The following is a 12,772-nucleotide window of genomic DNA, read 5'->3' as shown; positions in this document are numbered from 1 at the left end:
TACCCACCATCAACCCTGGAAGGCATGTTTCCTGGATTGATAACTTGAAATCCAAGGACAACCGGAAATCATTGTCGAAAATCGGCCGAAATTAACCTTTATCTCCGTCCGGGGTTGGAGCCACGTGAGCATCAGGGAGACAGGCGGCCGGGTGGTGTCCCTCCCCGCGCGCATGGCCCGGGCGGGTCTGGAGCGCGCGCCGGACGAGGCGCTCTGCCGCGCCTTCCTGGAGGGTGAGCCGGCGGCCTTCGAGGTGCTGGTGACGCGGCACCGCTCGCTCGTCTTCTCGCTGGTGCGCCGCTACGTGACGCGCCCGGAGGACGCGGCGGACCTGGTGCAGAGCGCCTTCCTGCGCGCGCTGGAGGCCTCGCGCCGCGTCTTCGCGCGCTTCACGCCGTCGGGGCCGGCGCCCTTCCGGGCCTGGCTGGTGCGCATCGCGCTCAACCTGGCGAAGAACCACGTCCGTCAGGGCCAGCGGTGGCGCCCGATGCTGGTGGCCTCCGGGCCGGACGACGTGGTGGAGGATTCGTCGGAGTCCGCGCAAGAGCGGCTGGAGCGGGCCGAGCGCGAGCGGCAGGTGCGCGCCGAGGTGCTCGCCCTGCCCCGCCGCCAGCGCGAGGTGCTGACGCTGCGCGTGGACGGCGGGCTGGCGTTCAAGGACATCGCCGAGACGCTCGGCATCACGGAGAACAACGCGAAGGTGCAATTCCACCATGCGATGAAGCGCCTCAAGGCGCGGGTGGGCGCGCCCGAGGAGAAGCACTGATGACTGCGTGCCCTGACCAGGAGCAGCGGCTGGACCTGCACGCCGCGGGGGCGTTGGAGGACGACGAGGCGCTCGGACTCATTCAGCACCTGGAGGGCTGCGAGGGGTGCCGGCAGGCGCTCGCGTCCTCCAGGGAGCTGCTCTCGCTGGTGGCGCTGCCCGCGCTGTCGCCCCAGGAGAAGACAGAGCTCCAGGAGCTGCCCCGGCGCACGCTGTCGGAGTGGCGGCGCGGCGCCCGGCGCCAGGGCCTGGGCTTGAAGACGATGGGCGCGCTGGTGGCCACCGCCGCGGCGGTGACGGTGGTGCTGCTGGTGCCCGGCGCATGGCGGCTGCCAGGCCTGGGACTGGAGACGCCCGTGACGGCGACGGCGGCGCCCGCCGCCCACGTCGAGGAGCTGGACGCGGAGACGATGGCCGCCATCGAGGCGTGGGCGGGGCTGGAGCCGCTGGACGCGGTCCTGCTCGAGGACTCCGCCGGCTGGGACGATGACATCGACTTCGACGTGGGAGAGACGCTGTGAGGACGACGGTGCGGACGCGGATGGCGATGATGATGCTGGCCCTGCTGCCCTGGGTGGCGGTGGCCGCGCCCACCGGGCGGGAGGCCCGCTTCGAGGAGCGGCTGGAGCGCGCGGAGCAGCGGCATCGGCTGCGGCAGGTGCTGGAGCTGTCGGAGGTCTTGGGGCTGGACAACGCGCAGGCGCTGAAGCTGGAAGAGACGCTGCAGCGCTTCGACGAGCGCCGGCGTCCGCTGCGCAAGCAGGTGCGTGAAGCAGCGCGCCTCCTCCACCGGGCATCGCGAGGCGACAGTGAGGCCCTGGCGCAGGTGGACGCGGCGGCGCTGGGGGCCTTCGAGGCACGCGAGCGCATCGCGTCGCTCGACAAGGAGCTGTACCTGACGCTGGCGAAGACGCTGCCTCTGGAGAAGCGCGCCCAGCTCGCGCTCACCCTGGCGCGCGGTGAGGGCCGCCAGAAGATGAAGCGAGCGCCCGGGAAGGATTAGCACCGCGGCCGGGGAGGACCGGGCACCCCGCCCGGCGGACCCCGCCGTGCCGTGGCTACCGTCAGGGAGGCAGCGGCGCGCACCGCGCCGCCACCGAGGAGGCTTCCTTGCGGCTGCTCACCCGAATCGCCCCATCGCTGCTGGCGCTGGCTTTCGCCGCGTGCTCCAGCATCGACGTGAACACCCACTATGACCCCTCCGCCACGCAGGCGCTGGAAGGGTTCCGCACCTATGCCTGGCTCCCGCAGCCCACGGGCAAGGACGCCCGCGTCTACAACCCCATCGTCGGCGCGCGCGTCGAGCAGACGGTGGACCGCTACCTGCAGGCGCGCGGCTACCAGAAGGTGGAGTCCACCGCCAACCCGGACTTCCTCATCGGCTGGCACGGCGCCATCCACAACGCGCTGAAGGCGGAGACGGTGGACGCCTACTACGGCTACCCCTGGGGCGGCCCCTTCACGGACCCCTTCTTCGCGGGCGGCGCCGTCACCATGCCGCAGACGGAGCTGCGGGAGTACGAGGAGGGCTCGCTCATCCTCGACATCGTCGACCCGCGGTCCAGGCAGCTCGTCTGGCGCGGCACGGCCCAGGCGGAGCTGGACGAGAACGCCAGCACGGCGCAGCAGCAGCAGCGGCTGGAGGAGTCCGTGAAGGACGTGCTGGAGCGCTTCCCGCCCAAGGCGAAGTAGAGGCCCTGCACGCGCACCGACCTCGCGGTGACGCGCTCCGCGAGGCCAGGCGTCAAGGGGCTGGCTGCTCGGCGACCGTGCCCTCCTCCACTGCGCGGGACACGCGCTGGGACTCGGGGACGATGAGCGGCCGCTCCAGGCGCTCCCGCTCCCAGCCGCCCAGGTCCGCGCAGGCCTCATAGGTGCTCTGGAGGAAGTCGAGCAGGTACGCCTTCGGGTCCTCCGCGCGCCGCACGTCGTCGTAGGACAGCAGGTACTCCTTGATGTTGGCGTCGTACCGGGCCTTGGCCGGGCGCACGCGGGCGCGCGCGAAGCCCTCCGGCGCTGGGGCCGCATAGCTGTAGAAGGCCGCGCCGCCCGTGGCCTGCATGCCGGGCCAGAAGCCCGCGCTGCTGACCTCCTCGCAGTACGCCTCCTGGGTGATGGGGTCCGCCCCGGGACGGTCCGGCGCGGGACGGCCGGAGAAGCGCGTCACCGCCAGGTCGAAGCTTCCCCAGAAGAAGTGCACCGGGCTGCACTTGCCGGTGAAGCGCGCGCGGAAGTCCTCGAAGACGAGCGTGGCCTGCAGCAGCGCCCGCCACCAGCGCTCCACGGCTTCACCGTCATAGCTGGCGTGGTGCCAGTCCTCACCGAAGGGCGTGGTGTCGTCGGGAATCTCGACGGGCTGCTCCCAGATACGCGCCTCGATGCCCATGGAGCGCAGCGTCGCCATGAAGTCCCGGTAGAACTCCGCGACAGGCCGGGGCTCCAGCGCCATCACCCGGGAGGTCCCACGGTTGGCGTGCACGTGCAACTCGTGCGAGCGGAAGTCGAAGTCCACCTCGAAGGCGCCAGCTCCGAAGGGGATGAGCCCCGTCGTCATGCCCCGCGCCGTCACGCGGAACGCGACGTTCCACCAGTGGTTCTGCGGCGGCGTCAGCGCCAGCTTCACCTTTCCGACGACCTGCGTGTACCGGTGCAGCGTGGAGTAGGTGTCCTGCCACGCCTCCAGCGGCAGCGGCGGCCACGCCGTGTCCCGGGTGTCCATGGGGCCTCCCTTCAAGCCGAGTCGGCATTCAGGGTGAGCCCCCACCGGCGCCCATGCCAGGGCGCCAGCCAGGGCCGCATGCCACCAGGGCGGGGACCAGAGGGCCAGCCCCCACGCGCCCTCTCAGGGACTACGGCTGCGCGAGCGCGCTGTCGATGGCCGCCTTCAGCTCGGCGCTGTCCGGCGTCACCGCGCTGGGGAATCCGGCCTTCACCTGACCGTCCTTGCCCACCACGTACTTGTGGAAGTTCCACTTGGGCGCGGGGTGGTGCCGCGACAGGAACGCGTAGACGGGCGCCTGGCCGTCCCCCTTCGTCTTCACCTTCTCGAACATGGGGAAGGTGACCTTGAAACGCAGCTCGCAGAACTTCTTGATGTCCTCCGACGAGCCCGGCTCCTGGCCGCCGAAGTCATTGGACGGGAAGCCCACCACCACCAGGCCCTTGTCCTTGTATTCCTGGTGGAGCTTCTCCAGGCCGGCGTACTGCGGCGTGTAGCCACACTCCGACGCGGTGTTCACCACCAGGACGACCTTGCCCTGGTAGCCGGACAGCTTCTCCGGCTTGCCATCAAGCCGGTTCGCGGAGAGGTCATGGAAGGACATGGGCTTCTTCTCGCTCGTGGGTTCGGACTTCGCGGGGACAGGCTTCGGCGCCGCGGCCAGCGCCGGGGAGAGGACCAGCGCCGAGGCCAGGGTCAACAAGGGGAGGGTTTTCATGCCGCTCCCCAGGATGCCTCAGTCGCCCCCTCGTTTCACGCACGCCGCGCCGCGGCACGCGAGCGAGTGTCCTCGCCCGAAAAGAGCGACTTGAGCACCCGGCCGGTGGGCGTCTTCTGCTTCGCCACCTCGCGAGGCGTGCCCTCCGCGACGAGGTGGCCCCCCGCTTCACCACCGTCAGGCCCCAGCTCCACCACATGGTCCGCCGCGCCAATCACGGACGGGTGATGCTCGATGACCACCAACGTGTCGCCGCGGTCCACCAGCCGGCCCATGAAGGTGATGAGCTTCTCCACGTCGCCCAGGTGCAGGCCGGTGGTGGGCTCGTCCAGCACGTACAGCGTGGGCTCGTGCCGGGCGGAGGCCGTCAGCTCGGCCGCCAGCTTCAAGCGCTGGGCCTCGCCGCCAGACAGGGTGTTGGAGCCCTGCCCGAGCTGGAGGTAGCCCACCCCCAGGTCGGCCAGGCACTCCAGCGGCGCGGCCACGCGGGGCAGCGCCTTGAAGACGTCCTTGGCCTCGTCGGCGGACAGGCGCAGCACGTCGCCGATGGTGAGCCCGTGGTAGCGCACCTCCAGCGTGGCCGCGTCGAAGCGCGCGCCGTTGCAGGCCTCGCACGGCGTCACCACGTCCGGGAGGAAGGACATCTCATGGGAGATGGCGCCCTGCCCATCGCACGCGGTGCACCGGCCGCCGCTGGCCGAGTTGAAGGAGAAGCGCGTGGGCGAGAAGCCCTTGATTTTCGCCTCGGGCGTGGCCGCGAACACGCGGCGCAGCTCGTCCCAGATGCCCAGGAACGTCGCCGGCACCGAGCGCGGCGTGCGGCCGATGGGCGACTGGTCCACCGACAGCACGCGCTTCACCGCCTCCGCCCCGTGCAGCGAGGCGAAGGGGCCGGGCTTCGCCGTGACGCGGTCCAGCTTCTCGCGCAGCGCCGGGTACAGCACCTGGCGAATCAGCGTGCTCTTCCCGGAGCCCGACACGCCAGACACCACGTTGAGCCGTCCCACCGGCAGCCGCAGGTCCACGCGCTTCAAGTTGTTGGCCCGCGCGCCCTTGAGCTCAATCCACTGCTTCGCCTCGCCCCGGCCCGAGGGAGGCCGCACCTGCGCCTCCTTCAACGCGCGCGCGGTGGGCGAGTCACTCTCCAGCACCACGTCCGGCGGCCCCTCCGCCAGGATGTGCCCGCCGCCCCGGCCGCCGGTGGGCCCCAAATCCAGCAGGTGGTCCGCCGCGCGGATGGTGTCCGAGTCATGCTCCACCACCAGCACCGTGGAGCCCGTGGCCACCAGGGCGCGCAGGTTGTCCAGCAGCCGGTGTGTGTCACGCGGGTGCAGGCCGATGGTGGGCTCGTCCAGCACGTACATGGCGCCGGTGAGGCCCGCGCCCAGCTGCGCCGACAGACGCAGCCGCTGCATCTCCCCGCCCGACAGCGTGGCGGCGTTGCGGTCCAGGGACAGGTAGCCCAGGCCCACGCGCTCCAGGAACTCCATGCGGCGCAGCAGCTCCTGACGGGACGGCTCGCCCAGGAGCGCCCGGTCTCCCTTGAACTTCCAGCCGCGCACCCGCGTCAGCGTGGACGCCACGGACGCCTGCACCACCTCGTGGTAGCGCGCGCCCTCCAGCCGCACGCCCCGGGGGACGGGGGCCAGCCGGCTGCCACCGCACGCGCGACACGGCGCGACCTCGCCCTCGGCCATCGCCTCGGCGCCGCCCTGGATTCCTGTGCCCTCGCACGACTCGCAGCGGCCCTGCTTCGTGTTGAAGGAGAACCAGCGCGGGTCCAGCTCCGGCACGGCGGCGGCGCACCTGGGGCAGGTGCGCTCGGTGGACAGCAGCGTCTCGCCCTTGCCGGCGTCCACCTTCACCGCGCCCTGGCCCCAGCCCAGCGCCTTCTCGAAGACGTCACGCTCCAGCTTCGACAGCCGGCCCTCGTACATGACGAGGTCGATGTCGTGCTCACGCGTCTTCGCCAGGCGCGGCGGGTCATCCGTGGGCGCGAGCTTCCCGTCGACGATGGCCCGCGAGATTCCCGCGCGCGCCGCCGCCGCGAAGACGTCCAGGTAGGTGCCCTTGCGCGAGCGCACCGCCGGCGCCAGCAGCGTGCCTTCGCCCTTCATCGCCGTGAGCTGCGCGAAGAGCGCGTCCGGCGACGTGGAGGTGATGGGCGAGTCGTCATTCGGGCAGTGCGGCTCGCCCAGCTTGGCGAACAGCAGGCGCAGGTAGTGGGCCACCTCAGTCACGGTGGCCACGGTGCTCGTGGCTCCCGCGCGCGAGGTGCGCTGCTCCAGCGCCACCGACGGCGGCAGCGAGCTGATGCGCTCCACGTCCGGCCGCGGCATGGAGGGCAGGAACTGCCGCGCGTACGGGCTCAGCGTCTCCAGGAAGCGGCGCTGGCCCTCCGCGAACACCACGTCGAAGACGAGCGAGCTCTTGCCCGAGCCGCTCGGCCCGGTGACGACGGTCATCTTCCCCAGCGGGATGCGGCACGACACGTCGTGGAGGTTGTGCTCGCGCGCGTGCTCCACCTCGATGGCGGGCACCTCGCCCTTGCCCGGCTTGCGCGGCTTCACCACGCGGCCCAGCGGCTTGCGCTCGCCCCGCAGCGCCTGGGCCGTGGCGCCCTCGCCGCGCGCCACGTCCTCCGGCGCCCCTTCGGCCACCAGCCGGCCACCGTCGCGCCCGCCCACCGGCCCCAGGTCGATGACCCAGTCCGAGGCCTTCATCACCGCCACGTCGTGGTCCACCACCAGCACGCTCGCGCCCAGGTCCACCAGCGCATGCAGCGCGGCGATGACGTGGCGCACGTCCTCCGCGTGCAGGCCGGCGCTGGGCTCGTCGATGAGGAACAGCGTGCCCCGCGCCTCGCTGGCCAGCGCCCGCGCCAGCTTCAAGCGCTGCGCCTCGCCGCCGGACAGCGTGGACAGCGGCTGCCCCAGCGGCAGGTAGCCCAGCCCCAGCCGCGCCACGGGGCCCAGCGTGCGCTTCAGCGCCGCGTCGCCGCCGAAGTGCTGGAGCACCTCGTCCACCGTCATCTCCAGCACCTGGGCCACGCTGAAGCCCTGGTGGCGGACGGCCAGGACCTCTTCCTTGAAGCGCCGGCCGCGGCACACCGCGCACAGCAGCGCCACGTCGGCGAGGAACTGCATCTCCACCGTCTCGTAGCCCTCGCCCGAGCAGGCCTCGCAGCGGCCCTTGTCGACGTTGAAGGAGAAGTGCGCCGCCGTGAGGCCGCGCACCTCCGCGTCTGGCTCGGAGGCGAAGCGCTCGCGCAGCCGGTCCCACGCCTTGGTGTACGTGGCCGCGTTGCCGCGCGAGGTGCGCCCCAGCGGGGACTGGTCCACCAGGGTGACGGCCTCCACCGCCTCCATGCCCTCCACCTCGTCCACCGCGCCGGGCGCCTCCACGTCCTTCACACCCAGCCGCCGCGCCAGGTGCCGGTACAGCACCTCGTCCATCAGCGTGCTCTTCCCCGAGCCGCTGGGCCCCGTCACCGCGCACAGCACGCCCAGGGGCACCTCCACCGTGAGGTCCTTCAGGTTGTGCTCGCGGGCGCCCCGAATCACCAACGCGCCGGTGCGCGAGCGCGGCGTGCGCGGCGCTTCCTCCGCGCCCGCCAGCAGCCGCCCCGTGGGCAAATCGCGCTTCTTCGCCAGCGCCTCCGGCGTGCCGTCGAACACGAGCCGCCCGCCCTGCTTCCCCGCCCCGGGCCCCAGCTCCAGCACGCGGTGCGCCGAGCGGATGACCAGCGGGTCATGCTCGATGACCAGCGCGATGTTGCCCCGCTCCGCCAGCTCCGCCATGGCCTCCGTCAGCGGCGGCACGTCGCCCGGGTGCAGGCCCACGGTGGGCTCGTCCAGCACGAAGAGCGCGCCGGTGAGGGACGTGCCCAGCGCGGCCGTCAGGGACACGCGCTGCGCCTCGCCGCCCGACAGCGTGCGCGCGGGCCGGTCCAGCGTGAGATAGCCCAGGCCCACCCGCTGCAGGTAGCGCAGGCGGCCGGCCAGCTCGCGCCGCGCCAGCTCGCCCTGCCCCGTGGTGGTGCGCAGCGCGTCCAGCCTCGCCAGCGCGTCCGTCAGCTCCAGGTGGTGCCACGACGGCAGGTCCAACCCGCCCACGCGGTACGCACGCGCCTGGGCGTTGAGGCGCCCGCCGCCACAGCTCTCGCACAGCGTATAGGCGCGATAGCGCGCCAGCAGCACGCGCACGTGCATCTTGTACGTGCGGCCCTCCATCCACCGGAACCACGCGCGCACGCCCGGATAGGCGCGGCCCTCGTCGTAGTCGCCCTCGCCCTCCAGCACCGACTCGCGCTGCGCGGGCGTCAGCAGGCCCCAGGGCTTGTCCCACGCAATCCCCCGCGCCTTGCACCAGCGCTGGAGCATGCCGCGCTCCCACGTGGTGGACTGGCCGGACCAGGGACGGATGGCCCCCTGGGACAGGCTCAGCTCGGGGTTGGGGATCACCTTGCCCCAGTCGATGCCAATGGTGCGGCCAAAACCCCGGCACGCGGCGCACGCGCCCACCGGCGACTGGTAGCTGAAGAGGCCGGGCCGCGCGGCCTCGAACTCCCGCGCGCACTTCGGACACACCAGCCCACGCCGCAGCCGCTGGGGCACGCCCTGGCCGGGGACGAAGAGGTGCGCCTCGCCGTCCGCGCGGCTCCACGCGTCCTCCAGGGCCTGCGTCACGCGCGACAACTGCGCGCTCGTCAGCTTCACGCGGTCCACCACCACGCGCGCGACTCCGGCCGGGTCGGTCGCCTCGGCGGGACGGAGCGACTCCAGCGCCTTCACCTCGCCCTGCACCATCAGCCGGTGGTAGCCGTCCTTCAGCAGCCGGGCCCGCGCGTCCAGGAAGGCCGCCGTGTCGGGGATGCGCAGCGGGAAGGTGAGGATGGCCTGCGCGTCCGCGTGCTCGCGGATGGCCGCGGCCGCCGCCACCCGCGCGTCCGTCCGCACCGCCTCCACGCCGCAGGTGCCACAGACGGGCACGGCTTCACGGGTGAAGAGCGCGGACAGGTACGGCTCCACGTCCGCCAGCGTGGCCACCGTGGAGCGCGAGCTCTTCACGGGCGCGCGCCGGTCCACTGCCACGCCCGCGGCCACGGGCTCCAGCGCGTCCATGGGCGGCCGCTCCAGCCGCTCGAGGAACTGCCGGGCATACGGGCTGAAGCTCTCCACGAAGCGCCGCTGCCCCTCCGCATACAGGGTGTCGAGCGCCAGGCTCGACTTGCCGGCGCCAGAGACGCCGGTGACGCAGACGAACTCCCCTTCCGAGAGGTCGACCGACAGGTCCTTCAGGTTGTGCGTCCGCGCGCCAACGAGGTGAGTCTTGTGCATACGGGTGGCAGGTTTAACGACTGGACACTTCGCCGCCAATCACAACTGAGGGAGCACCCGCGGGGACTCGCCTCCCTGGCTGGCGGTGAAGCGGACGCCCGGGGCCAGCAGGCCCGCTCAGGCGTCCGTCCAGCGCACCCGCAGGGCGTACCCTGTCGCCTGCCGCTCCAGCACCTCCACCTGGGGCAACACCTTGGTGCGCAGCAGGACGCCCTCCACCACGCCGGCGACGAAGTCCGGCAGCGGGTCCGGGTCCACGACGCGGATGCGCCACTCCCCCGTCTGCACCGGCTCCAGCAGCATCTTCATGTCCTCACGCCCCGCCCGCAGATACGTGGGCAGTCGCGTCAGACACCGCTCCGTCCCCAGCAGGGGCGCGGCGGTGGCGAAGATGCGGCCCACCAGCGTCTGGGCGAACCCCTCCACGTAGCGGTGCCCCAGGGCGCGGTTGGCGGCCTCGGGCGGCAGCCCCACGCAGACATGGCGGCGGGCCACCCCCAGCGCCGCCCGCCACACCGCCAGCGGGTAGTACTCCTGCGACGCCTCCATGTCGTAGCCAATGTCTCTCAAGGACTGGGCGAAGGACCCCGTGGGCTTCAGCGCATGGACGAAGAGCCCTTCGAAGTTCCGCCGAGGCACCTGCACCGGCAACGGGGGTGGCTTCCGCGGCTCGATGGCCGTCTTGTCGTCCAAGCCCCGCCGTTCCATGAGTTCCCCCTGTCTCCACCGGTCCACCCCGGTCCTGAAGCCAGTGTAGCAGCCCGGGCGCTTCGTCACCTCCACGTCACACCGGCACGGCACCTTGCTTTTACAACAGCAGACGCCGTGTAACGATGAGCGTTCGTCGTCAAGAGGAGTCCCATGCGGGTCCTGATTGTCACCCAGGGGGGAGGGGCGGACCTGGCGCCAGTCGAGTCCTGGCTGCGAGCGCAGGGGCACACGGTGGTCACCGTGACGCGCGAGGCGGACGTGCCCGCCGCGTGGCGCAGCGGCACGTGCGCGCTGGTGATGGTGGATGCCCGGACGGACACCTCCCGCGTCCCGCTGGTGCGTGCGCTGCGCTGCCTGCCCGGTGGGGAGGAATCGGTGCTGCTGCTCCTGGGCCGCCGGGGCGCGCTGGGCTCACTGCGGCCCGCCCTGGACGCCGGCGCGGATGACTTGCTCGCGTGGCCCGCGGATGAGGAGGAGCTGGCGCTGCGGCTGGAGCTGGCCCGCCGCCGCTTCGTCCGGCGCGAGGGCCGCAAGGACCTGCCCTTCGGAGATGACCTGAAGGAGACGCTGCTGGCCGTCAGCCCCGTGCCCACGTCCATCACCACCATCACCGAAGGCCGCGTGGTGGCGGCCAACGAAGCCTACTTCGAGCTCTTCGGCTACACGCGCGAGGAGGTCATCGGGCGCACCACGGTGGAGCTGTCGCTGTGGGAGACGCCGGTGGACCGCTCGCAAATCGTGGAGAAGCTGCGCCGCCACGGCACGGTGCGCGGCGTGGACGCGCAGTACCGCACCCGCGAGGGCGAGCTGCGGCACACCTTGCTCTTCATGGGCCTGGTGCCCTACGGCGGCACGCCCCACATCATCGCCTTCTTCCCGGACATCACCCCGCTCAAGCGCGCGGAGGAGAGCCTGCGCCGCTCGGAGGTGAGCTTCCGCACCCTCATCGGCAGCCTGCCGGACCTGGTGGCCGTCTTCGACACCGGCGCGCGCGTGCGCTACGCCAACCTCAAGGTCGCCACCGCCCTGGGCTATGAGAGCGTGAACGAGCTGCTGGGCAAGCACATCTCCGACATCATCCCGAAGGACGACTTCGCCAGCGCCGACGCGCGCATGCACGAAGCCCTCCGCACCGGCCGCGCGGCCCTCCAGGAGCGGCGGCTCGTCAAGCGCGACGGCAGCGTGCTCCACGTGGAGTCCACCACCTTCCCCCTGCCCTTCGACGGCGAGGACTCCATCGTCTCCGTCTCCCACGACTTGACGGAGCGCTACCAGATGCAGGCGCGGCTGATGCTCGCGCAGCGCATGGCCTCCGTCGGCACGCTGGCCGCGGGCGTGGCGCACGAAATCAACAACCCCCTGGCCTACCTCACCGCCAACCTGGCCTTCGCGCGCGAGGAGCTCGCCAGCGTGCTGCCCACCGGCACCCGGAGCGTGGAGCCGCGCCTGGCGGAGGCGGTGGCCAGCGCCCAGGCCGCGCTCGCCGAGGCCCAGCAGGGCGCCGACCGGGTGCGCAGCATCGTCCGGGACTTGAAGACGTTCAGCCGGGTGGACTCAGCGGAGAGCGCGGAAGTGGACGTCCGGCAGGTGCTGGAGTCCACGCTGAACCTGGCCACCACGGAGATTCGCCACCGCGCCCGCCTGGTGAAGCAGCTCGACGCGGTCCCCACCGTGGTCGGCAACGAGTCACGGCTGGGACAGGTGTTCCTCAACCTGCTGGTGAACGCCGCCCAGGCCATTCCCTCCGGGGCGCCGGAGCGCCATGAAATCCGCGTCGTCACCCGCCATTCGGGGAGCGGCCGCGTCTGCGTGGAGGTGTCGGACACGGGCGCCGGTATCGCCAAGGAACACCTGCCGCGCCTGTTCGACCCTTTCTTCACCACCAAGGAGCCCGGCGTGGGCACCGGACTGGGCCTGTCCATCTGCCACAGCCTGGTGACGGCCCTGGGTGGGGAAATCCACGTGACGAGCGAGCCGGGCAAGGGCTCCACCTTCCAGGTGCTCCTGCCCCCCTCGCGGCGGGTGGCGGAGCGCCCACCGCCCGCGCCGCAGCCCGCTCCCGCGGAGAAGCGGGGCCGGCTGCTGGTGGTGGACGATGAGCCGCTCGTCTGCACGGCCCTGGGGCGCACGCTGCGTCCACACCATGACGTCACCCTCTCCACCCGGGCCCAGGAGGCCTTGGAGCGCATCGAGGCCGGCGAGCGCTTCGACGTCGTCTTCTGTGACCTGATGATGCCGGGCATGAGCGGAATGGACTTCTACTCCGCCCTCCAGGCCCGCCACCCCGAGCAGGCCCAGCGGGTCATCTTCCTCACCGGCGGCGCGGTGACGCCTCAGGCCCGCGCCTTCCTGGAGTCGGTGCCAAGCCCTCATCTGGAAAAGCCCTTCGCTGGCAGGGAACTCCTCTCCCTGATCCAGGAACGGCTCGCGCACGCATAGCGAATTGTCAGCCTGTGGAAGATTTGGACAGGCCGCCCCACCCCCTGCCCCTATCCCTCACTCTTATACACCTCTCCGAG

Annotated in this window: 9 protein-coding genes; 5 read left to right on the top strand and 4 right to left on the bottom strand. The window is 71.8% G+C overall.

Annotation, left to right across the window (positions count from 1 at the left end):
• Nucleotides 1-124 precede the first annotated feature (124 nt).
• The 4 genes from HV826_RS18260 to HV826_RS18245 all read left to right on the top strand — a co-directional run bounded on the left by HV826_RS18260 (nucleotide 125) and on the right by HV826_RS18245 (nucleotide 2,458).
• Nucleotides 125-766, top strand: coding sequence for an RNA polymerase sigma factor (locus HV826_RS18260; protein WP_176418313.1), 642 nt, complete (start codon nucleotides 125-127; stop codon nucleotides 764-766).
• Nucleotides 766-1,287 (top strand): zf-HC2 domain-containing protein, encoded by a 522-nt coding sequence (locus HV826_RS18255; protein ID WP_176418312.1) that lies wholly within the window; start codon nucleotides 766-768, stop codon nucleotides 1,285-1,287. The genes HV826_RS18260 and HV826_RS18255 overlap by 1 nt, the downstream gene beginning before the upstream one ends.
• On the top strand, nucleotides 1,284-1,769 hold the full coding sequence (locus tag HV826_RS18250) for a hypothetical protein (protein WP_176418311.1): 486 nt from the start codon (nucleotides 1,284-1,286) through the stop codon (nucleotides 1,767-1,769). The genes HV826_RS18255 and HV826_RS18250 overlap by 4 nt, the downstream gene beginning before the upstream one ends.
• A gap of 107 nt (nucleotides 1,770-1,876) precedes the next feature.
• Entirely contained in the window at nucleotides 1,877-2,458 is a 582-nt protein-coding gene (locus HV826_RS18245; RefSeq protein ID WP_176418310.1) for a DUF4136 domain-containing protein, read from the top strand.
• A gap of 52 nt (nucleotides 2,459-2,510) precedes the next feature.
• On the opposite strand, the gene HV826_RS18240 is transcribed toward HV826_RS18245, so the two are convergent.
• From HV826_RS18240 to HV826_RS18225, 4 genes are all read right to left on the bottom strand, one after another.
• Nucleotides 2,511-3,485, bottom strand: coding sequence for a DUF5996 family protein (locus HV826_RS18240; RefSeq protein ID WP_176418309.1), 975 nt, complete (start codon nucleotides 3,483-3,485; stop codon nucleotides 2,511-2,513).
• A 130-nt stretch (nucleotides 3,486-3,615) separates the two neighbouring features.
• On the bottom strand, nucleotides 3,616-4,203 hold the full coding sequence (locus tag HV826_RS18235) for a glutathione peroxidase (RefSeq protein ID WP_176418308.1): 588 nt from the start codon (nucleotides 4,201-4,203) through the stop codon (nucleotides 3,616-3,618).
• Between the two features lie 35 nt (nucleotides 4,204-4,238).
• Nucleotides 4,239-9,542: an excinuclease ABC subunit UvrA gene (uvrA, locus tag HV826_RS18230; RefSeq protein ID WP_176418307.1), complete on the bottom strand. Its 5,304-nt coding sequence runs from the start codon at nucleotides 9,540-9,542 to the stop codon at nucleotides 4,239-4,241.
• A gap of 117 nt (nucleotides 9,543-9,659) precedes the next feature.
• Entirely contained in the window at nucleotides 9,660-10,250 is a 591-nt protein-coding gene (locus HV826_RS18225; protein WP_176418306.1) for a DUF2378 family protein, read from the bottom strand.
• A 153-nt stretch (nucleotides 10,251-10,403) separates the two neighbouring features.
• Between HV826_RS18225 and HV826_RS18220 the strand changes: the two genes are divergently transcribed.
• The gene (locus HV826_RS18220; protein WP_176418305.1) at nucleotides 10,404-12,692 is read left to right on the top strand and encodes a PAS domain S-box protein; all 2,289 of its coding nucleotides are present in this window, start codon (nucleotides 10,404-10,406) and stop codon (nucleotides 12,690-12,692) included.
• Nucleotides 12,693-12,772: the final 80 nt, after the last annotated feature.

This window comes from Myxococcus sp. AM010, from assembly GCF_013372585.1.
Lineage (GTDB): Bacteria > Myxococcota > Myxococcia > Myxococcales > Myxococcaceae > Myxococcus > Myxococcus vastator.
The sequence above is the reverse complement of the archived record's forward strand: the minus strand, read 5'-3'. Positions and strand labels throughout refer to the sequence as shown.

Bases quoted from the DNA above. Each gene is read 5' to 3' on its own strand.
- HV826_RS18220 (WP_176418305.1), top strand. From the start codon at position 10,404: ATGCGGGTCCTGATTGTCACCCAGGGGGGAGGGGCGGACCTGGCGCCA.
- HV826_RS18225 (WP_176418306.1), bottom strand. From the start codon at position 10,250: ATGGAACGGCGGGGCTTGGACGACAAGACGGCCATCGAGCCGCGGAAG.
- HV826_RS18235 (WP_176418308.1), bottom strand. From the start codon at position 4,203: ATGAAAACCCTCCCCTTGTTGACCCTGGCCTCGGCGCTGGTCCTCTCC.
- uvrA (WP_176418307.1), bottom strand. From the start codon at position 9,542: ATGCACAAGACTCACCTCGTTGGCGCGCGGACGCACAACCTGAAGGAC.
- HV826_RS18240 (WP_176418309.1), bottom strand. From the start codon at position 3,485: ATGGACACCCGGGACACGGCGTGGCCGCCGCTGCCGCTGGAGGCGTGG.
- HV826_RS18255 (WP_176418312.1), top strand. From the start codon at position 766: ATGACTGCGTGCCCTGACCAGGAGCAGCGGCTGGACCTGCACGCCGCG.